Annotated in this window: 25 protein-coding genes, 4 tRNA genes and 1 pseudogene; 9 read left to right on the forward strand and 21 right to left on the reverse strand. The window is 68.6% G+C overall.

The genetic code is table 11. The features are described 5' to 3' along the window. Positions 1–16: 16 nt before the first annotated feature. Both AB0K11_RS10265 and AB0K11_RS10270 read left to right on the forward strand, forming a co-directional pair. Positions 17–370, forward strand: a complete 354-nt coding sequence (locus AB0K11_RS10265) for a UBP-type zinc finger domain-containing protein (RefSeq protein ID WP_364975496.1) — start codon at positions 17–19, stop codon at positions 368–370. Between the two features lie 51 nt (positions 371–421). Then, positions 422–589, forward strand: coding sequence for a hypothetical protein (locus tag AB0K11_RS10270; protein WP_364975498.1), 168 nt, complete (start codon positions 422–424; stop codon positions 587–589). Between the two features lie 3 nt (positions 590–592). Here AB0K11_RS10270 and AB0K11_RS10275 read toward each other — a convergent pair whose 3' ends face one another. Next, complete coding sequence (locus AB0K11_RS10275; protein ID WP_364975500.1) at positions 593–1576, reverse strand: NAD-dependent epimerase/dehydratase family protein; 984 nt, start codon at positions 1574–1576, stop codon at positions 593–595. Between the two features lie 92 nt (positions 1577–1668). On the opposite strand from AB0K11_RS10275, the gene AB0K11_RS10280 reads away from it, so the two are divergent. Next, complete coding sequence (locus tag AB0K11_RS10280) at positions 1669–3039, forward strand: wax ester/triacylglycerol synthase family O-acyltransferase (RefSeq protein WP_364975502.1); 1371 nt, start codon at positions 1669–1671, stop codon at positions 3037–3039. 3 nt (positions 3040–3042) lie between these two features. Here the strand turns inward: AB0K11_RS10280 and AB0K11_RS10285 are convergent, their stop codons facing one another. From AB0K11_RS10285 to AB0K11_RS10310, 6 genes are all read right to left on the reverse strand, one after another. Continuing rightward, the gene (locus AB0K11_RS10285) at positions 3043–4602 is read right to left on the reverse strand and encodes an NAD(P)/FAD-dependent oxidoreductase (protein WP_364975505.1); all 1560 of its coding nucleotides are present in this window, start codon (positions 4600–4602) and stop codon (positions 3043–3045) included. Between the two features lie 130 nt (positions 4603–4732). Further along, the gene (locus AB0K11_RS10290; protein ID WP_364975507.1) at positions 4733–5332 is read right to left on the reverse strand and encodes a TetR/AcrR family transcriptional regulator; all 600 of its coding nucleotides are present in this window, start codon (positions 5330–5332) and stop codon (positions 4733–4735) included. 40 nt (positions 5333–5372) lie between these two features. After that, positions 5373–5975, reverse strand: coding sequence for a TetR/AcrR family transcriptional regulator (locus AB0K11_RS10295; RefSeq protein ID WP_364975509.1), 603 nt, complete (start codon positions 5973–5975; stop codon positions 5373–5375). 30 nt (positions 5976–6005) lie between these two features. Next, positions 6006–6079, reverse strand: a tRNA-Phe gene (locus tag AB0K11_RS10300). 39 nt (positions 6080–6118) lie between these two features. Beyond that, positions 6119–6195: transfer RNA gene (locus tag AB0K11_RS10305), tRNA-Asp, on the reverse strand. Positions 6196–6234: 39 nt separating this feature from the next. After that, positions 6235–6307, reverse strand: a tRNA-Glu gene (locus AB0K11_RS10310). A 120-nt stretch (positions 6308–6427) separates the two neighbouring features. On the opposite strand from AB0K11_RS10310, the gene AB0K11_RS10315 reads away from it, so the two are divergent. Then, positions 6428–6503, forward strand: a tRNA-Lys gene (locus AB0K11_RS10315). A 20-nt stretch (positions 6504–6523) separates the two neighbouring features. Here AB0K11_RS10315 and AB0K11_RS10320 read toward each other — a convergent pair. The 6 genes from AB0K11_RS10320 to AB0K11_RS10345 form a co-directional block, all read right to left on the reverse strand. Further along, positions 6524–7189: a cation transporter gene (locus AB0K11_RS10320; protein WP_364975513.1), complete on the reverse strand. Its 666-nt coding sequence runs from the start codon at positions 7187–7189 to the stop codon at positions 6524–6526. Next, complete coding sequence (locus AB0K11_RS10325) at positions 7189–7533, reverse strand: metalloregulator ArsR/SmtB family transcription factor (protein WP_364975516.1); 345 nt, start codon at positions 7531–7533, stop codon at positions 7189–7191. Before AB0K11_RS10325 ends, AB0K11_RS10320 begins: the two co-directional genes overlap by 1 nt. 137 nt (positions 7534–7670) lie before the next feature. Then, positions 7671–7940: a hypothetical protein gene (locus tag AB0K11_RS10330; RefSeq protein ID WP_364975519.1), complete on the reverse strand. Its 270-nt coding sequence runs from the start codon at positions 7938–7940 to the stop codon at positions 7671–7673. Between the two features lie 30 nt (positions 7941–7970). Next, a complete protein-coding gene (locus tag AB0K11_RS10335; RefSeq protein ID WP_364975521.1) occupies positions 7971–8333 on the reverse strand; it encodes a group 1 truncated hemoglobin in 363 nt (120 codons plus the stop codon). A gap of 78 nt (positions 8334–8411) precedes the next feature. Next, on the reverse strand, positions 8412–9587 hold the full coding sequence (locus AB0K11_RS10340; RefSeq protein ID WP_364975523.1) for a serine/threonine-protein kinase: 1176 nt from the start codon (positions 9585–9587) through the stop codon (positions 8412–8414). A 34-nt stretch (positions 9588–9621) separates the two neighbouring features. Beyond that, positions 9622–10626, reverse strand: a complete 1005-nt coding sequence (locus AB0K11_RS10345) for an oxygenase MpaB family protein (protein ID WP_364975526.1) — start codon at positions 10624–10626, stop codon at positions 9622–9624. Between the two features lie 71 nt (positions 10627–10697). On the opposite strand from AB0K11_RS10345, the gene AB0K11_RS10350 reads away from it, so the two are divergent. The 5 genes from AB0K11_RS10350 (at position 10698) to phoU (ending at position 16808) form a co-directional block, all read left to right on the forward strand. Beyond that, the gene (locus AB0K11_RS10350; RefSeq protein ID WP_364975528.1) at positions 10698–11282 is read left to right on the forward strand and encodes a TetR/AcrR family transcriptional regulator; all 585 of its coding nucleotides are present in this window, start codon (positions 10698–10700) and stop codon (positions 11280–11282) included. 152 nt (positions 11283–11434) lie between these two features. Continuing rightward, the gene (locus AB0K11_RS10355) at positions 11435–12430 is read left to right on the forward strand and encodes an acyl-ACP desaturase (RefSeq protein ID WP_364975531.1); all 996 of its coding nucleotides are present in this window, start codon (positions 11435–11437) and stop codon (positions 12428–12430) included. After that, the gene (gene dusB, locus AB0K11_RS10360) at positions 12427–13593 is read left to right on the forward strand and encodes a tRNA dihydrouridine synthase DusB (protein ID WP_364976737.1); all 1167 of its coding nucleotides are present in this window, start codon (positions 12427–12429) and stop codon (positions 13591–13593) included. Before AB0K11_RS10355 ends, dusB begins: the two co-directional genes overlap by 4 nt. A 237-nt stretch (positions 13594–13830) precedes the next feature. Then, entirely contained in the window at positions 13831–16035 is a 2205-nt protein-coding gene (locus tag AB0K11_RS10365) for an LCP family protein (protein WP_364975533.1), read from the forward strand. Between the two features lie 104 nt (positions 16036–16139). Beyond that, positions 16140–16808 (forward strand): phosphate signaling complex protein PhoU, encoded by a 669-nt coding sequence (gene phoU, locus AB0K11_RS10370; RefSeq protein ID WP_364975535.1) that lies wholly within the window; start codon positions 16140–16142, stop codon positions 16806–16808. A 20-nt stretch (positions 16809–16828) separates the two neighbouring features. On the opposite strand, the gene AB0K11_RS10375 is transcribed toward phoU, so the two are convergent. From AB0K11_RS10375 to AB0K11_RS10410, 8 genes and pseudogenes are all read right to left on the reverse strand, one after another. Then, positions 16829–17488: a response regulator transcription factor gene (locus tag AB0K11_RS10375; protein WP_364976739.1), complete on the reverse strand. Its 660-nt coding sequence runs from the start codon at positions 17486–17488 to the stop codon at positions 16829–16831. A gap of 74 nt (positions 17489–17562) precedes the next feature. Next, positions 17563–18339 (reverse strand): phosphate ABC transporter ATP-binding protein PstB, encoded by a 777-nt coding sequence (gene pstB / locus AB0K11_RS10380; RefSeq protein ID WP_364975538.1) that lies wholly within the window; start codon positions 18337–18339, stop codon positions 17563–17565. A 7-nt stretch (positions 18340–18346) separates the two neighbouring features. Next, the gene (gene pstA / locus AB0K11_RS10385) at positions 18347–19258 is read right to left on the reverse strand and encodes a phosphate ABC transporter permease PstA (protein ID WP_364975540.1); all 912 of its coding nucleotides are present in this window, start codon (positions 19256–19258) and stop codon (positions 18347–18349) included. Then, a complete protein-coding gene (pstC, locus tag AB0K11_RS10390; RefSeq protein ID WP_364975542.1) occupies positions 19255–20301 on the reverse strand; it encodes a phosphate ABC transporter permease subunit PstC in 1047 nt (348 codons plus the stop codon). Before pstC ends, pstA begins: the two co-directional genes overlap by 4 nt. A gap of 13 nt (positions 20302–20314) precedes the next feature. Beyond that, entirely contained in the window at positions 20315–21448 is a 1134-nt protein-coding gene (pstS, locus tag AB0K11_RS10395; protein ID WP_364975544.1) for a phosphate ABC transporter substrate-binding protein PstS, read from the reverse strand. 157 nt (positions 21449–21605) lie between these two features. Continuing rightward, on the reverse strand, positions 21606–22058 hold the full coding sequence (locus AB0K11_RS10400) for a low molecular weight phosphatase family protein (RefSeq protein ID WP_364975546.1): 453 nt from the start codon (positions 22056–22058) through the stop codon (positions 21606–21608). 52 nt (positions 22059–22110) lie between these two features. After that, a pseudogene (arsB, locus tag AB0K11_RS10405) lies at positions 22111–23160 on the reverse strand (ACR3 family arsenite efflux transporter); the annotation flags it as partial. Then, positions 23157–23534: a metalloregulator ArsR/SmtB family transcription factor gene (locus AB0K11_RS10410; RefSeq protein WP_364975548.1), complete on the reverse strand. Its 378-nt coding sequence runs from the start codon at positions 23532–23534 to the stop codon at positions 23157–23159. The pseudogene arsB and the gene AB0K11_RS10410, both read right to left, overlap by 4 nt. Positions 23535–23573 lie beyond the last annotated feature (39 nt).

The raw sequence follows: 23573 nt of genomic DNA on the forward strand, positions 1-23573 counted from the left end.
ACGATAGGCTGCGCGCATGACTGAAGCCGTCGATCCCGCGGTGCCGCCGAGCGGAACCGGTTGTGTGGAATGCGATGCAGACAACGGCTGGTGGGTGCACCTGCGCCGGTGCGCGGCATGCGGGCACGTCGGCTGCTGTGACGATTCGCCCGCCCGGCACGCCTCGGCACACTGGCGCGGCAGCGGGCATCCGATCATCCAGTCCTTCGAACCCGGCGAGGACTGGTTCTGGAACTTCCAGACCGACGACTACTACGACGGCCCGGAACTCGCCGCGCCGCACAGCCGTCCGGCCGACCAGACGGTCCCCGGCCCGCGCGGCAGGGTCCCGAGGGACTGGGCCGAGCAGCTGCGCAACCGCACGGACTGACACGCCTGCGCCCGCCGTTTCCGATCCCGGTGACCAGGGTATTCAGGGCCGGTGAGCAAGGAAAAGCCGGACACCACCGAGACCGACAAGGGTTCCGATCAGGCCCAGGACGACGTCATCAGTGATCCCGCCGAGGGCGCCGACGACCGCGTCGACTGGTCGAGCGAGGGCGGCGCAACGCCGGGCGGCCCCGCCGACACCGGCGACCCCACCCAGTAGCCGTCACATGTAGGACTTGGCGAGCGCCGAAAGTGTCTCGGCCGCCGTGTGTTTCGGCGTCCAGCCCAGCTCGGAGCGGGCCCTGGTCGTGTCCATCACCACCGACGTGCGGCCGATGTGCAGCCACTCCAGCGCCGACGGCACGAACGGCAACCGCGCGACGACCTCGGACGCCGCCGACACCGTGAGCCGTGGCACCCGGACGGGTCGCGCACCGAGTGCGTCGGCCACGTCCGACATCGACAGCACGCCGTCGCCGGCGATGTTGTACGCCCCCGGCGGCGCCGAACTCGTCGCGGCCAGTGCGATCGCGTCGGCCACGTCGTCGTGGTGCACCAGTTGCAGCGGCGTACCGGGGTCCGGGAACGGCGGTTTGAGCAGCGGGAACTTCTGGGTGGCGCGGCGGACCGGCCCGGGCAGCTGGTTCCACGGCATCACGTCGGCCAGCGCGGGCGCGTCGGGACCGGCCACGATGCACGGTCGCAGCACGAACACCTCGAGGCCGGAGCCGTCGGTGACCTCGGCCAGCGCGGCCTCACACGTCGCCTTCTGCTCGGAGTAGTAGTGCTCGGGCGAGCCGCGGGGCGGGACGTCCTCGGTGATCGGCACCGGATTGTCGGAGTGGTAACCGTAGGCCGCCACCGACGAGGTGTAGACGAGCCGGCGGGGCCGCTCGGCGGCCACCGTCGCCTCGAAGACGTTGCGGGTGCCCGCCAGGTTCACCCGGGCGCTCTCGGCGCGCGAACCCATGATGATGAACGCCAGGTGCACCACCACGTCGGCGTCGGCCACCAACGCGTCGACGGCCGCCCGGTCGGTGATGTCGCCCTGCCGGTACTCGGTACGCGTCCATCCCCTGGCCGCCGGGTCGAAGGGTCTGCGGGCCATCCCGATGATCCGCTCGACGTCGGGGTTGCGCTCCAGCGCATCGACCGCCGACTTGCCGATCTCTCCGGTGGGGCCCGTGACAGCGACGCGAAGTGCCATCTCCAGGTCTTTCCCAGCGTTGGAAACGGTGAAACGTTGGAGATCCGGGCCCTTGGGGAATAGAAAGGACACCTACCTTCAAGAGGAGTGCGATGAAGCTCATCTCGCCGACCGATTCGATGTTCCTGCTCGTCGAATCCCGCGAGCACCCCATGCATGTCGGCGGCCTGCAGTTGTTCGAACCGCCCGACGGCGTCTCGGGTCCGGATTTCCTGCGCGAGATGCATCAGCAGATGATCGAGCACACCGAGTTCCACCCGACCTTCCGCAAGCACCCGGGGACGCTGCTCGGCGGAATCGCCAACCTCGCATGGGCCGAGGACGACGAGGTGGATCTCGACTACCACCTGCGGCGGTCGGCGCTGCCCTCACCCGGCCGGGTGCGTGACCTGCTCGAGCTGACATCGCGACTGCACGGCACACTTCTCGACCGGCACCGGCCACTGTGGGAGGCCCACCTCATCGAGGGCCTCAACGACAACCGGTTCGCGGTCTACGTCAAGTTCCACCACGCGCTGATCGACGGGGTGTCGGCGCTGAAGCTCACCCAGCGCACGCTGTCCACCGACCCCGACGACCCCGAGCTGAGGGTGCCGTGGCACCTGCCACGCAAGGAGCGCAAGGCCGAGCTGGAACAGTCGTCGTCGTCTCCGCTGCAGGCGCTCAGTCGCCGGCTGGGATCGGTTGCGGCGCTGGCGCCCTCGACGCTGTCCCTGGCCCGCTCGGCGTTGCTCGAGCAGCAGCTGCAACTGCCGTACGGCGCTCCGCGGACGATGTTCAACGTGCCGATCGGCGGCGCCCGGCGGGTCGCGGCGCAGTCCTGGGCGATGGAACGGCTGCGCGCGGTGAAGTCGGCCGCGGGCGTCACGGTCAACGACGTGGTGCTCGCGATGAGCGCCGGCGCGCTGCGTGCCTACCTGCAGGAGCAGGACGCGCTGCCGGACGCACCGCTGATCGCCATGGTCCCGGTGAGTCTGCGCACCGAGGAGGAGGCCGACACGGGCGGCAACATGACAGGTGTGGTGCTGTGCAACCTCGCCACCGACACGGCCGACGCCGCCAAGCGGCTCGAGATCATCAGCACGTCGATGCGCAACAACAAGAAGGTCTTCACGCAGTTGCCACGCGTACAGCAGTTGGCGTTGTCGGCGACGATGATCGCTCCGCTCGGTCTGGGCGCCGTGCCGGGATTCGTGTCGGCCGCGCCGCCGCCGTTCAACATCGTCATCTCCAATGTGCCGGGCGCCAGGGAGCCGCTGTACTGGCGTGGCGCCCGACTCGACGGCAACTACCCGCTGTCGATCGCGCTGGACGGCCAGGCGGTGAACATCACGGTGGCGAACAACGCCGACAACCTGGACTTCGGGCTGGTGGGTGCCAGGGGCAGCGTGCCGCATCTGCAGCGTCTGCTCGGCCACCTCGAGGACTCGCTCAAGGATCTGGAGCGCGCGACCGGCGTCTGAGCCTCAGGCGTCGGCCAGTGCCTGCTTGGCGGCGTTGTAACCGGGAACGAAGGTGATGCCGGGGCCGCCGTGGCAGCCGGCGCTGCCCAGGTAGAGGCCCTGCACCGGAAGCGGTTGATCGACATGGCCTTTCGGGCCCGGGCGGTTGGGGCCCAGTTGTTCGGGGTGGACCAGGCCGTGACAGTAGTCGCCGCCGGGGGCGCCGAACATGGTGCCCATGTGCTTGGGGGTGAAGGTGGTGTGCCGGATGATGCGGGACTCGAAGTCCGGGGCGATGCGGCCGATCTTCTCGATCACCCGCCTGCCCATCTCCGTCTTCATCTCGCCGTAGCTCGACTCCCCCTGCTCTACCGGGAACCACAGCGAGAACGCCGACGCGGCGTGCTTTCCGGCCGGCGCCAGGGTGGGGTCGTTGACCGACGGGATCTGCAGCGCGATCGACGGGTCGGCGGGCACGACGCCCCGGCGGCAGTCCTCCCACTGCTGCTGCAGTTCCTCCGGGGTGCTGAAGATGCCGATGTTGGACTGCATGGCGGGGTCGTTGAGCAGTTCGTAGGGCTCGGCGAATTCCGGTGTGCCGTCGAGGGCGAAGTGCATCTGCAGGTAGCTGCCGCGGTGGTCGACGCGGCCGTAGCGGGCCCGGATGTCGGCCGGTATCGCGGCGGGGTCGAGCAGTCGGGTCACCGTGAGGTCGGGGGCGACGGCGGAGACGACCACCGGGGCGCTCAGCCGCGTGCCGTCCTCGAGGCGCACACCGGCGGCCCGCCCATCGGCCACCAGGATCTCGGCGACCTCGGCGCGCAGCCTCAATTCGCCGCCGGCGGAGGTGAACACGTCCTGCAGGTGTGAGGTGAGCGCGCCGATGCCGCCGCGCAGTTTCTTGACCAACAGGGTGTTCTCGTCGGGCACGGCGAAGCCGTACGCGAGCGCCGCGGCGGTGCCGGGCGTGGCGGGCCCGCGGTAGGTGGTGTTGACCGCGAGCAGTGCCAGCATCCCCCGCAGTGCGCCGAACTTCTCGCGGTCGGGCAGGTAGCGGTCGAGCACGTCGGTGACCGAGCCGAACAACAGGTCGGTGATCGTCGAGCGCTCGAATTCGTTGGTGGCACAGGCGTACATCTCGTCGAGCGTCTTGGGGGGTTGGCCTGCCTCGAACCGCCCGAGCGCGCGGGTCGGGGCCTGACTCCAGGCCATCAGGCCCGCCATGCCGTTGACCGCCTCGGCACCGTGCACCTCGTTGAGGTGGGTGAGCAGTCGCACCGGGTCGGTGTAGTAGACGACGGGGTCGTCGCCGATGCCGCGCAGCGACACCGACATCACGTCGAGGTCGACGGTCGGCAGCGCGTCGAGACCGAGTTCGCGGCTCACCGTGGCGGCGGTCGGGATCTGCACCGAGCCGGCGATCTCGAACCGGTAGCCGTCGAAAAGCTCGACGGTGGAGGCCATTCCGCCGGCGTAGCGTTTGGCCTCCAGGCACACGGTACGCAGGCCTGCGCGCTGCAGCAGCACCGCCGCGGTCAGTCCGTTGTGGCCCGCGCCGACGACGATCGCGTCATGATCCGCCATCGGCTGAGGCTGACACGGGGACGCATGTTTTGTCAATATTGACGAAACTTCGGAGCCGCCAATGCTGGTTTCTGCGCTCTGGGCTGCGATCGGCGCGAATCAACGACCCTCGACGCAAAAACGAAAGCTGTCAGTCGATGATGCCGCCGCGCAGCGACTCCAACGCGGCGCGAGACAGCCGGGCCAGCTCCGGGAGTGACCGCGGCTCGCTGAGCATCCACATCTCCATCGCGCCGAACACCGCGGCGGCGATGCAGCGGGCCGTCACGGTCAGACGCAACCGCTCGTCGGCATCCGTCGGCGGTGGACGGTCGCGCACCAGGTGTTCCTCGACGGCCTCGGCGAAGTCCGCCTCGACCTGGCGGATGTGCCGCACGATGCGGCCAGGGTCGAGTTCCTCGGACCGCAGCGCGGCGATCTTGGCGACGGCGTCGACGTCGTAGGGCGCCGCGAGGATCGCCGAATGCACGGAATCGACCAGTGATTCGTCGGCGGAGCGGTCGGCCAGCGCGGAGCGGAACCACTGCAGCCCGGCGTCGTAGTCGGCGAACAGCAGATCGTGTTTCGACGCGAAGTGCCGGTAGAACGTCCGCAGCGACACCCCGGCATCGGCGGCGATCTGTTCGGCCGAGGTGTCCTCGACGCCCTGGGCGAGGAAGCGCACGAGCGCGGCCTGGCGCAGCGCGTCGCGGGTGCGTTCGCTGCGGATGGTCTGAGCCGGCCGGGCCATGCCGGTAACGTACCCGCCGCCGAGTGCCCGCCGGTCGCGGTCAGCCGGTCGGCGTGAGCAGGGCGATCGACGCGTCGACGGCCTCGTCGGTGACGTCGCTCATCCGGCCGCCGTCCTCGACGGTGATGGCGGTGAGTTCGCGCAGCCCGCCGAGCAGCATGATGACCCGCTGGCGCGACACCGGGCCGATGCCTGCGGCGCGGAACCGGTCGGTGGCGCCGAGCGCCTGCACCATGTCGACGAAGTTGTCCATCACGTCGCGCTGCAACCGGCGTGCGGACGCGCCGAGGGAGGGCATGTCGCGGATCCAGCTCAGCATCAGCGCCGGGCGCGATTCCGCGGACGCGATCCACGCCACGATGGCCTGACGCACCTGGTGCTGCCAGGGGGCGGTCGGGTCGACGGCGGCCGAGATGCTGCGGATGTGCTCGTCGTTGGCGGCGGTGAGCAGCGCGACGAAGCAGGCCTCGCGGTCCTCGAAGTGTTCGTAGAAGGTGCGGCGCGAGGTACGGGCACGGCGCACGATGCCGGCGATGGTGGTCTTCTGGTATCCGTCCTCGGCGATGGACGCCTCGAGCGCGTCGAGCAACCGCTGCCGGAAGCCGCCGCCGTCCTGCCGGCCGCCGTGCCGATCGGCGATCACTGCCTGTCCTTCGCGTCCGCCCCTGCTGAGTGGCCAGGGCCGGGATCGAACCGGCGACCTTCCGCTTTTCAGGCGGACGCTCGTACCAACTGAGCTACCTGGCCGGAAGGCACCGGCCTGACGACCGGTATGCCTCGCCGTGATGGCGACCCTGACGGGACTCGAACCCGCGACCTCCGCCGTGACAGGGCGGCGCGCTAACCAACTGCGCCACAGGGCCTTGCTGTAGTGCCACATCGACGTCGCCGCCGGTGCGTCGTACCCCCTACGGGATTCGAACCCGCGCTACCGCCTTGAAAGGGCGGCGTCCTAGGCCGCTAAACGAAGGGGGCCAAGCCGAATCTCTTCGGGGTACTCACAACGTCTCCGTTGGGAGCCTCGATAGCTTAGATTACCGGCTCCCGAATCCTCAAATGGGGTCCGGCGGGCCGCCCGGTATTGTGTTTCACCGCGCCCCTATAGCTCAGTTGGTAGAGCTACGGACTTTTAATCCGCAGGTCCCAGGTTCGAGCCCTGGTGGGGGCACCACGACCGGATCGGCCTCGGCGTCAGCCGTCGCAGCAGTCGTCCCGGCACGCCCGGCCGTCGGCCTCGATCGGTTGGGCACAGCATGCTTCACCACGCCACGCGTTGACGCCCTCCCTGATCGCGACTGCGGCGATCGCCAGGCCCGCGATCGGGTCGGCCCAGGACCAGCCGAAGGCACTGTTGAGCACGAGTCCGACCAACAGCACCGCCGACAGGTAGGTGCACAGCAGCGTCTGCTTCGAGTCGGCGACCGCGGACAGCGAACCGAGTTCGCGACCTGCCCGGCGTTGCGCGTACGACAGCACGGGCATGACGATCAGGCTCAGCGCGGCGAGCACGATCCCGATCGTCGAGTGCCGCGCCTCACCGGCGCCCAGCAGCGCCCGCACCGCGTCGACGGTCACATATGCCGCGAGGCCGAAGAACGAGAAGGCGATGATGCGCAGCGCGACCTTCTCGCGAGCCTCGGGGTCGCGGCCGGCGAACTGCCAGGCCACCGCGGCCGCCGAGGACACTTCGATCACCGAGTCGAGACCGAATCCGATGAGCGCGGTGGACGACACCCGGGCGCCTTCCGTGATCGCCACGACCGCCTCGATGACGTTGTACGAGATCGTCGCGGCGACGAACAGCCGGATGCGCCGGGACAGCAGGTCGCGCCGGGCGTCGGTGAGCCGAGATGCCATCAGCCGCAATCACATTCGCACTCGCCGCCGTCCGCGCCGGAACACCGGCAGTCGGGATCGACGGCCAGCACCAGACCCATCAGGTCGGTCAGCGCATGCCCGATGCGGGGATCGGCGAGTTCATAGCGCGCGCGACGGCCTTCGGGTACCGCCACCACCAGTCCGCACCCGCGCAGGCAGGCCAGGTGATTCGACAGGATCTGCCGCGACACCCCGATGGCATCGGCCAGCTCGGACGGATACCCGGGCGCCCGGCTCAGACGCAGCAGGATGCGCGTTCGCGTGGCGTCGGACAGGGCGTGACCGAACCGGGCGAGCGCATCGGTGTGCTGCAGTGTCTCCACACCACTGACAGTACAGCTGATTCTGTATTAGGGGCGTGCCAGCCACCGCGAATGTGAAGCCATGGCGGAATAACGGCCCGTTCTTCGCCATGGCTTCACATTCGGCGCACCGGACCGGACTCACAGCCACGCCACGTCTACCGGAGGTCGCGCCTATGGGAGCGCACGGACTTCACGAAGAGCACGATCCCGATCACCGCGATGCCGGCGAATACACACGTGAGCACCATGTTCGTCGTCTCACCGCTGAAGCAGGTGCCGCCGCGGGTCCCGCTGCCGCACGAGTAGGCGTCGTTCGGCTCGTCTCTCGCGAGCCACTTGTAGCCGAACACCCCGGCGAGCACCACGAACGCGACGATCCCCACCGACGCCAGGACGGCGTTCAGCCAGAAGCCGGCTTTGGTCACGGGCTCACGCTAACCCGGCACCCGGGGACGTCAGGCGCTACGCGCGCCCGCGATGTCGTCGGCCAGCGGCGCGACCGCACCGATGATCTGCCCGACGATCGGCGCGGGCACCCCCGCCGCATCCAGGCTCTCGGTCAGGTGCCCGGCCACCAGGTCGAAGTGGTGCATGGTGATGCCGCGACCCTGATGGACCTGTCGCATCGGCGCGCCGGTGTACGGCTCGGGCCCGCCGAGGGCGGCGGCGAAGAACTCCACCTGCTTGCCCCGCAACCGCGACATGTTCGTCCCTGTGAAGAACGGAGCCAGCTCCGGGTCGGCCAGAACCCGGTCGTAGAAGTCGGCGACGACGCCCTCCAGCGCCTCGGCGCCGCCGATCTGCTCGTAGATGCTCATCGACCGAGGGAATCGCGGTGGCGTTTCAGTTCCGTTGCCGCTGTGTCGCTCTGGCGCTACGAAGCCCTCACCGCGGCGTCAGTCGCCGCCCCTGCCGTTGCCGTTGCGCTTGGGCTTCTTGCCCGGCTTCTCGAACGGCGGGCCTTGCTCCACGGGCGGAGCCACCGTGGTGGGGGGCGGCGTCGTCGTCGGCGGCGTCGTGGTTGTCGTGGTGACCGGCGTGCTGGTGGTGGCGGGCTGGGGCGGCGGACTGGACGACGTCGCCGCCTCGAACACGGCCAACATCACCGCGAGCAGGATCGCCGCGACCGCCGCGCCGATCCACAGCTTCCTGCGATTCGGGCCCGAGCGGCGCAGGGGCGGCACGGCGACCATCGAGGGTGGCGGCACCGGGGTGTCGAGGACCCGGGTGCCCATCGGTCCGGGCGGTCCCGGCGCGGCCACGGGCATGGTGCCGGCGAGCGCCGCGCGCATCGCGCGGGCGTTGTGGAAGCGCAGCCCGGGATCGCGGGCCATCGCGCGTTCGATCACCGCGGCGAGCACCGGGTCGACGTCGGGCCGCAGCGCCCGCAGCGGCGGCGGCTGCTCGTCCATGATCGCGCGGGCCAGCGCGCCGGGATGCTCCGGCAGGAACGGACGCCTGCCGGCGAGCGCCTCGTAGCCCACCACGCCGACCGCGTACAGGTCGTCCGAGGGTGTGGCCGGGTGTCCCATCAACCGGTCCGGACTGAGATAGGCCATCGTGCCGACGATCTGGCCGGTCATGGTCACGCCGGCCTCCGCGGTCTTCGCGATGCCGAAGTCGGTGACCTTGGCCTCGCCCGACGGCGTGAACAGGATGTTGCCCGGCTTGATGTCGCGGTGCAGGACGCCTGCGTCGTGTGCGGCGGTCAGGGCGTCGAGGACGTCGTCGACGACCTTGTGCGCCATCGGCACCGGCAGCGGGCCGCGCGCGATCTGGTCGGCGAGCGAGAACCCGGAGAGCCGCTCCATCACGATGAACGGGATGCCGTTGTGTTCGCCGCTGTCGTGCACGGCGACGATGTGCGGGTGGTTGAGCCCCGCGGCCGAGCGGGCCTCGGCCTCGAACCGGGTCCGGGTCTCGGGCTGCGACCCGAGCGCGGGGTGGATCAGCTTGATGGCGACCGCACGATTCAGACGGGTGTCCCAGCCGTCGCGAACTTCGGCCATACCGCCCCGACCCAGGACGCCTCGCAGCTCGTAGCGGCCGCCCAGGATCTCGGGGGCCGTCATGGGATCAACCTAGCTGGCCGATCGACCGAAGTCTTCAGACCTCGGGGCAGTAGTGCGTCGACTTCCCGCGGCAGTCCAGCGGCGGCAGGTTGCGGGCGGGGGTGTGCACCAGCGCCGCGTCGGCCGGGATGCGTCCCCTGACCCGGTCCAGGCCTGCGCGGGCCCGCGGATGCATCCGGCGCCGCTCGGGCACGAGCCGGAACACCGTGCCCACCGCCTGCCCGAGCCGCCGGTGCCACCACTCGTCGCGGGCCGACCACGTGTAGCCCATGAGGTCGCGCACCGGTGGGTCGTACAGGCCGACGGTGAACCAGACGAAGAACGGCGCCAACATCTTTCGCTGCAGTCGCCACATCCAGTCCGGCATCGCCGACGCGAACGGCGGCTTGGGCAGATCGGTGAGGTCGAGCACCGCGCGGGCGGCGTAGTTGTTCTCGAGCACGTTGCGGCACATGTCGTCCCAATAGACCTGGAAGTCCTCCCAGGTCGCCGGGACCGGCCGCATGCTCATGCCGTACATGCGATACCACTCGACGTGCTCGTCGAACAGTTGGCGCTTCTCCGCCTCGGTGATCCCGCCGCAGAAGCGTTCGGCGACGATCAGCGTGCCCACGAAGAAGGTCGAGTGCGCCCAGTAGAAGACGTCGGGGTTCAGGGCGTGGTAGCGGCGGCCCTGGCCGTCGACGCCCTTGATGTCGGTGTGGTAGTCGCGGACCTCGGCACCGGTGGTCGGCGCGCGGTCGCCGTCGAACACCACGCCGCCGATCGGGTACAGCGAGCGCAGCAGCCGCTGCCACCGCTCACGGAAGAACGTCGAGTGCTCCTCGACCGCGGCGCCCAGCTGGGGGTGCATGTTCTGCATCGAGCCGGCCCACGGCCCCTGCAGCAGTCCCCGCCAGTCGCCGAAGTACTTCCACGTCAGCGAGTCGGGGCCAAGCGGCGCGGGCGGGGCGTCGTAGCCGCCGGGCGCCACCGGGCACCCGGTGGCCGGCGGCGATTCGCTGGTCAGCGGACTGGCCGCAGACGTATCTTGAGTCACTGATATCAGTCCCATCGACGCCAGTAGCCAATCTGACTACGAGTGTTGTCACATCGAGCTTAGGGAGTGATGTGCCCTCCGGTCAACGACGCGGCCGCTGGTCGGGCGTTCCGCTGCAGGATCGCCAGGTGCTGCGTCGCGACGAACTGGTCGCCGCCGGGGTGAAACTGCTCGGCAGCGCGGCCGGGCCCGCGCTGACCGTCCGGGCGGTGTGCCGGGAGGCCGGCCTGACCGAGCGCTACTTCTACGAGAGCTTCGGCGACCGCGACGAGTACGTCCGCGCGGTCTACGACGACGTCTGCGCCCGCGCGATGGCCGCCCTGACGAGCGCGGAGACGCCGCGCGACGCGGTGGAACAGTTCGTCGCGCTGATGGTCGACGACCCCGCGCGCGGTCGCGTGCTGCTGCTCGCCCCCGAATCGGAACCGGTTCTCGTCCAGTCCGGCGCGGAATGGATGCCCGGCTTCATCGACCTGCTGCAGCGCAAGCTGACCCGGATCACCGATCCTGCGCTGCAGGCGATGGTCGCAACCGGACTGATCGGGGCGCTGACGGCGCTGTTCACCGCGTACCTCGACGGCAGGCTCAAGGCCTCCCGCGAGCAGTTCATCGACTACTGCGTCGACATGCTGCTCAGCCGGGTGGCCGACTACTGAGAACCGCCCGCTTCGGTGGGTACCCGAGCGGGAGTGACGCCGGGAAACGCGGCGCGGCGGGTGGGCGACACCCGGTGCGGGCCAACTTGATGTCACCGGAGTACACAGATATATTGAGTGCAACCATCAGGTACAGATAACCGGAGGGGCCCATGGCGATCGACCTGACCGACCTGCACTTGCTCAAAGAGCTCGAGCCGGTCGTCGAGGCGAACCTCAACAGGCACTTGCGCATGCGCAAGGACTGGAATCCGCACGACTACATCCCGTGGTCGGACGGCAAGAACTACTACGCGCTGGGCGGACAGGACTGGGATCCCGAGCAGTCCAAGCTGTCGGAGGTCGCCCAGACCGCGATGGTGCAGAACCTGCTCACCGAGGACAACCTGCCCAGTTATCACCGTGAGATCGCGATGAACTTCGGCATGGACGGCGCCTGGGGCCAGTGGGTCAACCGCTGGACCGCCGAGGAGAACCGGCACGGGATCGCGCTGCGCGACTACCTCGTCGTGACGCGCGCCATCGACCCCATCCAGCTCGAGGAACTGCGCGTCGAGCAGATGACCCGCGGCTTCTCCCCCGGCCAGAACGCCCAGGGCGACATGTTCGCCCACAGCCTCTTCGACTCCGTCATCTACGTGACGTTCCAGGAGCTGGCCACCCGCGTCTCGCACCGCAACACCGGCAAGGCCTGCAACGAGCCGATCGCCGATCAGCTGCTGGCGCGCGTCTCGGCCGACGAGAACCTGCACATGATCTTCTACCGCGATGTCAGCGAGGCCGGTCTCGCGATCGCGCCGAACCAGGCGATGAAGTCGCTGCACCGCGTGCTGCGCAACTTCAAGATGCCCGGCTTCACCGTGCCGGAGTTCCGGCGCAAGGCCGTCATCATCGCCGTCGGCGGCGTCTACGACCCGCGCATCCACCTCGAAGACGTGGTGATGCCGGTGCTGAAGAAGTGGCGGATCTTCGAGCGCGAGGACTTCACCGGCGAGGCTGCGCGGATGCGCGACGACCTCGGCGTGCTCATCGAGGAACTCGAGGAGGCCTGCGTCAAGTTCGAGCTCGCCAAGGAGAAGCGCCTCGAACGGGAACGCAAGATGGCCGAGAAGCGCAACTCGAAGGTGCTCGCCTCATCAGCGTCCTGACCGAACACCGCGCGCCGGCCCGATCTGCACTTCAGATCGGGCCGTTCGCGCTGTCCAGCCCCGTCGTGCTGGCGCCGATGGCCGGCGTGACGAACGTCGCGTTCCGGACGCTGTGCCGCGAGCTCGAGATCGCCCGCGCAGGCACGGTCAGCGGGCTGTACGTGTGCGAGATGGTGACCGCGAGGGCGCTCGTCGAGCGGCATCCCGTCACCCTGCACATGACCACCTTCGCGCCGGACGAGTCGCCGCGGTCGCTGCAGCTCTACACCGTCGATCCGGACACCACCTACGCGGCGGCGCGGATGATCGCCGACGAGGGCATGGCCGACCACATCGACATGAACTTCGGCTGCCCGGTGCCGAAGGTGACCCGCAGGGGCGGCGGCGCCGCGCTGCCCTACAAGCGCCGGCTGTTCGGCAGGATCGTGGCCGCCGCGGTGCGCGCCGTCGAAGGCTCGGGGATCCCGGTGACCGTCAAGTTCCGGATCGGCATCGACGACGAGCACCACACCCACCTCGACGCGGGCCGCATCGCCGCGGAGGAGGGCGCCGCCGCCGTGGCACTGCACGCCCGCACCGCCGCACAGCGGTACTCCGGTACCGCGGACTGGTCGCAGATCGCCGCGCTGAAACAGCACGTCACCACCGTTCCGGTGCTCGGCAACGGCGACATCTTCGACGCCGACGACGCGCTGGCGATGATGTCGTCCACCGGCTGCGACGGCGTCGTCATCGGCCGCGGCTGCCTTGGCAGGCCGTGGCTGTTCGCGGAACTGTCCGCGGCGTTCGCAGGCCGCGAGATCCCGGTTCCGCCGACGCTGGGTGAGGTGGCCGCGATCGTCCGGCGTCACGGCGAGCTCCTCGCCGACCACTTCGGTGAGGACAAGGGCATGCGCGACATCCGCAAGCACGTCGCCTGGTACCTGCACGGCCTGCCCGCCGGAGCCGAGCTGCGGCGCGGGCTGGCGCTGGTGAAGACGCTGGCCGATCTGGACCGGCTGCTCGACGAACTTGATCCCGACGTCCCGTTCCCGGCCGAGGCGACCGGCCCCCGCGGCCGACAGGGCTCGCCCGCGTCGGTGACGCTGCCGGAGGGCTGGCTGGCCGACCCCGACGACTGCACCGTCCCCACCGGTGCGGACGTCATGCATTCGGGCGGCTGACCAGGGTTCGAAGGGGCGCGCGAGGCGGCGACGTAGCACGTTCGTGACAATTCGAGACGAACCTGTCACCCGCTCCGACTGGCTCACTCACAGGTTGTCTCAGTACGATGTGGGTCTTGCTGTGATGGCTCCGGTGGCGGAGCCGATCTCGATGCTGCTACGAGACATGTGGCATTGCACAAGCCCGCTGAGCGCCGACGCGCCTGCGGGTCCACGGAGTCGGAGGCCGATGAGGACATGAGTGACGGCGACAACGCCACTCCTGGCCGTCGGCGAGCACCGGACCCGGGCCCGGATCACGACGCGGACAACCAATGGCTCACCCGAACTCCGCGGCGATCCTTCGGTGCCGCGCCGTGGGAGCGCAGCGATCGGCACCCCATCGCGCCCACGCCCACCGAAGAGCCGGCCGACGAGCCCGGCGGTAGCCACACCGACGGCGGCCTGACCGTCGCCGACCTCATCGCCAAGATGGCGGAGGAGAGCGGCAGCCGGCCCGGACGGAAGCGGCGCCGCCTCGAAGAGCCCGAGCGCGATGCTCCGCCCGCTCCGCCGACCGAGATCATCGACGCCGTCCCGCCGGCCGAGCCGCCCGCGCCACCCACCGAGATCATCGACGCCGTCCCGGCCGAGGCCTACGAGCAGTACGAGGACTACGAGTCCTATCAGCCCTACGACGGCTACGAGTCGGTGGCCGCCGACGGTGACGCCCGTCCGTCGGACGCGGACCGGCAGGACACCGAGATCATCCCGTCGGTGCCGTCCGCATTCGACGACGACATCCCCGTCCTCAGCTCTTCGCGGGTGCCGCCGTCGCGGATCGGTCGGCGGGCGGCGGGCGCGCCGGATGACGAACCGCGGCGCCGCAGGCGGGTGATGCTGGCGGGCCGCACGGCCGCCGCGCTGCTTGCGGCCTTCGCGCTGGTGCTCACCGGCGGCGCGTGGCAGTGGCAGTCGTCGAAGAACAACAGCATGAACAAGGTGTCGGCGCTGGACCGCGATTCGCGCGACATCATCGACGCCAACGCGCAGTTCGGCGACGAGAACTTCCTGATCGTCGGCGTGGACAGCCGGATCGGCGAGAACAGCGACATGGGCGCCGGGGACACCGAGGACGCGGCGGGCGCCCGCTCGGACACCGTGATGCTGGTCAACATCCCGGCCAATCGGGAGCGGGTGGTCGCGGTGTCGTTCCCCCGTGACCTGTCCATCGAGCCGATGCAGTGCGAGCCGTGGAATCCCGAGACCGGCGCCTACGGACCCATCACCGACGAGAACTCGCCGATGTACGGGCTCGAGGAGGCGTGGACCGAGACCAAGCTGAACTCCGCATACGCCGTCGGCGGCCCGAAGTGCCTGGTCAAGGTCATCCAAAAGCTGTCCGGGCTGTCGGTGAACCGATTCATGGCCGTCGACTTCGCCGGCTTCTCCAAGATGGTCGACGCGATCGGCGGCGTCGAGGTGTGCAGCACCACCCCGATCGAGGACTACGAACTGGGCACCGTGCTGCCCAACGCCGGGCGCCAGATGATCGACGGGCACACCGCGCTGAACTACGTGCGGGCCCGCCAGGTCACCACCGAGATCAACGGCGACTACGGCCGCATCAAGCGCCAGCAGCTGTTCCTGTCGTCGCTGTTGCGCTCGCTGATCAGCAAGGAGGTGTTCTTCTCGCTGAACAAGCTCAACGACGTGGTCAACAAGTTCATCGACGACACCTACGTCGACAACATCGGCACCCGGGAACTCGTCGACCTGGGCCAGTCGATCCAGGGTGTGTCCGCCGGCCGGATCAGCTTCGTCACCGTTCCCACCGTCGGTTACGCCGACGACTACGGCAACGAGGTGCCGCGCGAGGAAGACATGGACGCCCTGTTCGACTCGATCATCAACGACAACCCGTTGCCCGGCGAGAAGAACGCCGACAACACCCCCGTGCCGGGCACCCCGGAATCGGCCACCGCGACCCCGGAGTCCACCACCACTCAGGCGCCTGAGCCGGCGCCGGCGGCGGGCTCCGGCGAGCTGGTCAACGCGGTCACCACGGACCCCGCGCAGATCACCGTCCAGGTGTCGAACTCGACCGGCCAGAACGGGCTCGGCGCCACCGCGGCCGACGAACTGCAGGCACACGGGTTCAAGGTCACCACCCCCGACGACTACCCCGACTCGCTGTCCGCGACGACGGTGTTCTTCGCACCGGGCAACGAGCAGGCGGCGGCCACCGTCGCGTCGTCGTTCGCCAACGCCACCGTCGAACAGGTCACCGGCCTCGGTGACACCGTGCAGGTGGTGCTCGGGCCGGACTTCAACACCGTGGGCGCCCCGACGCCGAGCGGGTCGCCTGTGCAGGTCCAGGTGGTGCGGGCGACGAGCACCACCCCGTCGCACCTGCCCGACGATCTCTCGGTCACCAACGCCGCGGACACCACGTGCGAATAACGGCTTGGCGTATCGGCCTGCGGTGCGTCCCGGCGGCTGTCATTCACCTGTCGTTCACTGTCGGCGTCGTGACGTGTGACCTGCTCAACCTCTAGGCTTGGCCCATGCGAACCGCGTACCACGAACAGCTGGATTCCCTGACGAGGCAGCTCGGCGAAATGTGCGGCCTGGCGGGTACGGCGATGGAACGCGCGACGCAGGCTCTGCTGCAGGCCGATCTGGTGCTGGCCGAGCAGGTGATCAGCGATCACGAGCAGATCTCCGCGCTGAGCGTCCGCGCCGAGGAGTCCGCGTTCGTGCTGCTGGCGCTGCAGGCCCCCGTGGCCGGTGACCTGCGCTCGGTCGTCGGCTCGATCCAGATCGTCGCCGACGTCGACCGGATGGGCGCACTGGCCCTGCACGTCGCGAAGATCGCGCGGCGTCGGCACCCCCAGCATGTGCTGCCCGAGGAGGTCAACGGCTACTTCGCCGAGATGGGCCGCGTCGCAGTCGAACTCGGCAACGCCGCGCAGGAGGTGCTGCTCACCCGCGATCCGGAGAAGGCCGCCCGCATCCAGGAGGAAGACGATGCGATGGACGACCTGCACCGGCACCTGTTCACGGTGCTGATGGACCGCGAGTGGAAGCACGGCGTGACGCCCGCCGTCGACGTGACGCTGCTCAGCCGGTTCTACGAGCGCTTCGCCGACCACGCCGTCGAGGTGGCGCGCCGGGTCATCTTCCAGGTGACGGGCACCTATCCGACCGAGGAGCAGATCCCCACGCCGCGCTGACACCAGCCCGGCGAAGCGATTCAGGCGGAGATGGACGGCGCGAGGCGATAGCCGGCGCCGCGGATGGTGCGGATGTATTCGCCGTGTTCGGGATCGTGACCGAGCTTCTCGCGCAGGCGCCGCACGTGCACGGCGACGGTGTTCGTGTCGGCGGGACGGCCCCACACGGCGCGGCTGATCTCATCGCTGCTGGCCACCCGTCCGCGGCGCTCGATCAGATACACCAGCAACTCGAGTTCGCGGTGGGTCAACTGGACGTCGCGCCCACGCACGCGGGTCTCGTAGCCGTCCGGGTTCACCTCGATCGGGCCCGCCGTATGGATCCGCCGACCCTCCCGGGATGAATGAATCCCGTTGAACGCGAACGGCGCGATCGTGTTGATGTCGTACGGACGGACGATCAGCGCCGACGCCCCTGCCGACAACGCCCTGCGGGTGACCTCGTCGGCGCTCGGCGCGCCGATCAGGATCGGCAGACTCCATCTGTTGCGCACCGCTGACGTGATCCGGGCGGCATCGACGACGCTGGTCCGTGCGGCCAGCACCAGCACATTGGGTTGTTCGACGCCGATGGCCAGCAGCGCCTCGGCGCCGTCGTCACACCAGGTGGTCTCGATGCCCATCCTCGCCGCATCGTCCATCAGGGGTGCGGCGACACCGGGATCGGTGTCGACGAGCATCAGCGTTCCGCGGGTGGGCGGGACCGCCGCGCCCGTCACTCTGCCGCCCCCTCGCGCGACGTGCATGCGCCCCGTCAGCCGAAGCGGCCCGAGATGTAGTCCTCTGTCGCCTTCTGCGTCGGGTTGGAGAAGATCTTCTCCGTGTCGTCGACCTCGACCAGCCGGCCGGGCTTGCCGGTCGCCTCGAGGTTGAAGAACGCCGTCTGGTCGCTGACCCGGGCGGCCTGCTGCATGTTGTGGGTCACGATCACGATCGTGTAGTCCTGCTTGAGCTCGGCGATCAGATCCTCGATGGCCAGCGTCGAGATCGGGTCGAGCGCCGAACACGGCTCGTCCATCAACAGCACGTCGGGCTGGACCGCAATCGCACGGGCGATGCACAGCCGCTGCTGCTGACCACCGGACAGTCCGCCGCCCGGCTTGTCCAGCCGGTCCTTCACCTCGGTCCACAGGTTCGCGCCCTTGAGCGAACGCTCAGCGACCTCGTCGAGGGTCTTCTTGTTGCGCGTGCCCTGCAGCTTGAGACCCGCCACCACGTTGTCGCGAATCGACATGGTGGGGAACGGGTTCGGCCGCTGGAACACCATGCCGATGGTCTTGCGGACGCTCACCGGGTCGATCCCCGAGGCGTAGATGTCCTCACCGTCGAGCAGCACCGAACCCTCGACGCGGGCGCCGGGGATCACCTCGTGCATCCGGTTGAGCGTGCGCAGCACGGTCGACTTCCCGCAGCCGGACGGTCCGATGAACGCGGTGACGCTTCGCGGCAGCACCGCGAGACCCACGTTGGACACGGCGTGGAAGCTGCCGTAGTAGATGTTGAGATCCTTAAGATCCAGGCGCTTGGCCATGATGCTCCTAAACTCGGTTCCGCGTGAGGTATCGGTTGATGAAGGCAGCGCCGAGGTACAGGGCCGCGATGATGAGGATCAGGGTCAGTGCGGCGCCCCAGACCCTCAGCGCGCCAGCTGATTCCGGGTTGATCAGTTCGGTGTAGATCAGCAGGGGCAGCGACGCCATGTTGCCCTCGAAGGCGTCGTAGTTGATCGACCGGCTGTAGCCGACGAGCACCAGCACCGGCGCCGTCTCACCCATGACTCTGGCCAGGGCGAGCAGGATGCCGCTGATCATGCCGGGCAGCGCGGTCGGCACCACGACCCGCATGATGGTCTTCCACTTGGGAATTCCCAACGCGTAGGACGCTTCTCGCAACTCGTCGGGAACGAGCTTGAGCATCTCCTCGGTGTTCCGCACGACGACGGGCAGCATGAGCAGCACCAGAGCAAGTGACACGGCGAAGGCGCTCTGTTCGAAGCCCAGCGTGGCGATCCACAGCGCGAAGACGAACAGTGCGGCCACGATCGACGGCACACCGGCGAGGATGTCCACCATGAACGTGGTGACCTTGGCGAACCGGCCCCGGCCGTATTCGACCAGGTAGACCGCCGCCATCACCCCCAACGGCACGGAGAGCACGGCGGCGATGGCCGCCTGGATCAGGGTGCCGTAGATCGCGTGGTACACGCCGCCGGCGAACTCCTCCGGCAGCACCCCCGCCAGCGAGTTGGTCCACCACGTGGACAAGGTCATCGCGCGGACGCCCTTGGCCAGCACGGTGTAGATCAGCCACACCAACGGGATCATCGCGATCACGAACGACGCGGTGAACAGCGTCGTCGCGATGTTGTTCTTCAGTTTTCGGCTGACGCTGACCGGGTGGAAGGTCGGGGCCTTCACCGGCTGGTCGAGCGATGACGTCGTTGCGGTCATCCGCCGCTGACCCTTCCGCCGGCCGCTGCCCGGGCCAGCGCGTTGACCACGAAGGTCAGCGCGAAGAGCACGAAGCCGGCGGCGATGTAAGCACCTGTGGGCAGTGGCGCACTGAATTCTGCTGCTGCCGAGGCAATCTTGGACGCGAACGTGTAGCCACCGTCGAACAGCGACCAGTGGCCGGCCTGCGCCGCGGTGCGCAGGATGATCAGGATAGCGATCGTCTCGCCGAGCGCGCGGCCCAATCCGAGCATGGATGCCGCGATCATGCCGCTGCGGCCGTAGGGGAAGACCGTCATCCGGATGACTTCCCACTTCGTGGCGCCGAGAGCCTGCGCGGCCTCGACGTGCCCGCGCGGGGTGAGGGCGAAGACCTCGCGGGTGACCGAGGTGATGATTGGCAGGATCATCACCGCCAGCACGATTCCTGCCGTGAAGATGGTTCCGCCGCCCGCCAGCGACACGTTGCCCTGGGAGAACAGGAAGAACCAGCCGAGGCTGTCGTTGAGGAAGGTCGCCACCGGGCTGAGCCACGGAGCGAGCACGAAGATGCCCCACAGACCGAAGACGATGGACGGCACGGCCGCCAGCAGGTCGACCAGCATGCCGAACGGCCGCGCCAGCCGCTTGGGTGCGTAGTTCGTCAGGAACGCCGCGATGCCGATCGCGATGGGCACGGCGATGATCAGGGCGAACACCGAGCTGAGCACCGTCACCATGAAGAGGTCACGGATGCCGAAGCGCAGATTGTTGGAGTCGCTGGTGAGGAACTCGGTGCTGGTGAGGAAGTTCGCCTGATTGGCCTGCAGCGAGGGAATCGCCTTGATGATCAGGAAGAGCGCCATCAGCGCGATCGCGCCGATGATGGTGGCGCCGGCCGCGATCGCGATGGACTTGAAGACGGTGTCGCCCCAACGTCCCTCGCCCTGCTTCAAGGCCGATCCCTTCCGGTTCTTGGTTGGCTTCTCCGGCGTTCGCCCGCCCTGCTGTGGGCTCGTCGTCTCCGACGAGCCCACAGCGGTCGAGTCTGGTGTGACAGCCATTGTGTGGTTGCTGCTACGCCGTCGCGTTGATGGCGTCGACGGCCTCGGTCAGCCGCGTCTTGAACGCCTCCGGCACCGGGATGTAGCCGTTGTCCTCGAGTCCATTCTGCCCGTTGCCGAGGGCCGAGTTCAGGAACGCCTTGACCGCGGTCGCCACCTCGGCATCCGGGTACTTCGAGCACACGATCTCATAGGCCGCGAGCATGATCGGGTAGGACCCGGCCTCGGTCGGCTTGTAGAACGACGCGGTGTCGAGGACGAGGTCATTGCCCTCACCCTTGAACTTGACGGCGTCGATGGCCTTGCCGGCCGTCTCCGAGCTCAGTTCCACCGGTTCGGGCCCGGCCGACGTGATGATCTTGGCGATCGACAGGTTCTGCGACTTGGCGAACGACCACTCGTTGTAGGTGATCGAACCCGGCGTGCTCTTGATCGCCGCCGAGGTGCCCTCGTTGCCCTTGGCGCCCTCGCCGACACCGCCCGCGAAGGACTTGCCCGCACCCTTGCCCCAGGACCCGTCCGACGCCGCATCCAGGTACTTCTGGAAGTTGTCGGTCGTACCGGACTCGTCGCTGCGGAAGATCACGTTGATGGGCTCGGCCGGCAGGGTGGCGCCCCCGTTGAGCGCCGCGATCTCCGGGGCGTTCCAGGTCTTCACCGCGCCGTTGAAGATCTTGCCCAGCGTCGGTCCGTCCAGCACCAGGCTGTCGACGCCTGCGACGTTGTAGGTCACGGCAATGGGGCCGAAGACGGCGGGGAGATTCCACGCGTCGCTGCCGCCGCAGCGTTCCTTGGCCTTCTCGACCTCGCCCTTGTCCGCGCTGAGCGGCGAGTCGGAGCCGCCGAAGTCGGTCTGGCCGCCGAGGAACTCGGACACGCCCGCACCTGAACCGCTCGAGGTGTAATTCAGGGTGAAGCCGGGGCAGTCCTTCTCGTAGGCATTGATGAACCGCGTCATCGCGTTGGCCTGGGCACTCGAGCCGCTCGCCTTCAGCGCTTCCTTGCCGCCGCACTGACCGGCCGCCTGCGATCCGGATTCGCCGGATCCGGATCCCGAAGAGGTGTTGTTGTCGCTGCCACACGCCGACAGCAACAGGGCACCGGCGGCCAGCAGGCCGAGCGCAGCACCAGAACGATTCGCCTTCACGAAGCTCCTTCTCGAGTTCACGGGTGGACGCTGCCCGTCGTCGGCGCGTCAAGCAGACCCATTGCTGCTCGGCTGTGAACCTAAAGGGACGCCATGAATGAACTGCCTACGCATGGTGAACGCAGAATGAACCGCGACGGCGGAGTGCGCCACATTCTCACAACGTGTTGACAGGATCGGACGCATCCGGCCCGCCTCGCAGCAGCCGGGTCGCGAGTGCGTCCACCCGGGCAGCGATGTCGTCGCGGACGAGCCGCATCCGTTCGATGCCGTCGATGCCCCGCTCGGACGGCTCGTCGGTGTCCCAGTTCTCGAAGCGCGTTTCCGGCACGGGCTCGACCTCGGCTTCCCGGCCCAGGATGACCACCAGATCGACCTTCGCGACCAGTTCCGGATCGATCGGTGTCGGCGTCTGGTCGGTGACGTCGACGCCGACCTCGGCGAGCACTTCCGCGGAGAGGGCGTTGACGGCAGTGCCCGGCCTGGTGCCTGCGGAGTACACGTCGACGGCATCCGCTGCGACCTTGCGCATGAGCCCCGCGGCCATCTGTGACTTGCCGCCGTTCTTCACGCACACGAACAGCACCGCCGGCTTCGCGTGCTCAGGCATGTCGAACACCCCCGTCATCCGATGCGGCGCGGTCGGATGGCAAGGATCGGCGCCGCAATGCGAGCGAGACGTACACCAGGGCGACGAGCACCGGCACCTCGATCAGCGGGCCGACGACACCGGCGAGGGCCTGCCCGGACGTCGCTCCGTAGGTGGCGATCGCGACGGCGATGGCCAGTTCGAAGTTGTTGCCGGCAGCGGTGAATGCCAGTGTGGTCGTGCGCGCGTACCCCAGGCCGATGGCCGCGCCGAGAAGGTATCCCCCGCCCCACATCACGGCGAAGTACACCAGCAGCGGCAGGGCGATCCGTGCCACATCGAGTGGGCGAGCGGCGATCTGCTCCCCCTGCAGGGCGAAGAGGACGACGATCGTGAAGAGCAGGCCGTAGAGCGCCCACGGCCCGACCGTCGGCAGGAATCTCGACTCGTACCAGTCCCGCCCCTTCGCTCTCTCCCCGAACCGGCGCGACAGGTAGCCCGCCAGAAGCGGAATGCCGAGGAAGATCAGCACCGACTGGGCGATCTCCCATGGCGACGTGGAGATGGTGGCCTGTTCGATGCCGAGCCAGCCCGGCAGCACCGAAAGGTAGAACCAGCCCAGCACGGCGAACATGATCACCTGGAAGAGGGAGTTGAGGGCGACCAGCACGGCCGCGGCTTCCCGGTCGCCACAGGCCAGGTCGTTCCAGATGATCACCATGGCGATGCACCTGGCGAGGCCGACGATGATCAGCCCCGTCCGATACTCCGGCAGGTCGGGCAGCATGAGCCAGGCCAAGGCGAACATCAGCGCGGGACCGAAAACCCAGTTCAGCACAAGGGAACTCACGAGCAGCCTGCGATCGCCGGTGACGGTGTCGAGGCGGTCGTAGCGCACCTTCGCCAGCACCGGGTACATCATGATCAGGAGACCGAGGGCGATGGGCAGCGAGACACCGTCGATCGCGACGCGACCCAGAGCGGTGTCCAGCCCGGGGATCCCGCGGCCGAGCAGCAGGCCCGCGGCCATTGCGAGGCCGATCCACAGCGGCAGGAAACGGTCGAGGGTGGAGAGCTTGCCGACGACGTCCGTGGTGTCGGCGGTCGCAGCTGTCCGAGTCATGCCGGCGCTCCGGCCGCCACGTGCACTGGGCCGACGGCGAACAAGGCCGCCAGATCGCGCAGCGCATCCGGTGCCACGGCGTAGTACACCCATGACGCGCGCCGTTCAGACGTGAGCAGTCCGGCGTCGCGCAGCACCTTCAGGTGGTGGGAGATCGTCGGTTGTTTGACGTCGAGGCCGTCGGAGATGTCGCAGACGCAGGCCTCGCCGTTGGCCCTGCTGGCGATGGCACTGAACAGTCGCAGCCGCACGGGATCGGCCAGTGCCTTGAGCGTGGCGGCCATCTGCGTGGCGCCGTCTGCCGTCAGCGGCTCACGCAGCAGCGGCCCGACGTCACAGCAGTCGGCCGGTTCGACGGGCGCCTGATTCGACATCTGTCGATATTGACACTGATCGAATCAGCGGGCAAACGA

Origin of the sequence: Mycobacterium sp. NPDC050551 (assembly GCF_040674075.1) — a bacterium.
In the GTDB taxonomy this organism is placed as follows: domain Bacteria; phylum Actinomycetota; class Actinomycetes; order Mycobacteriales; family Mycobacteriaceae; genus Mycobacterium.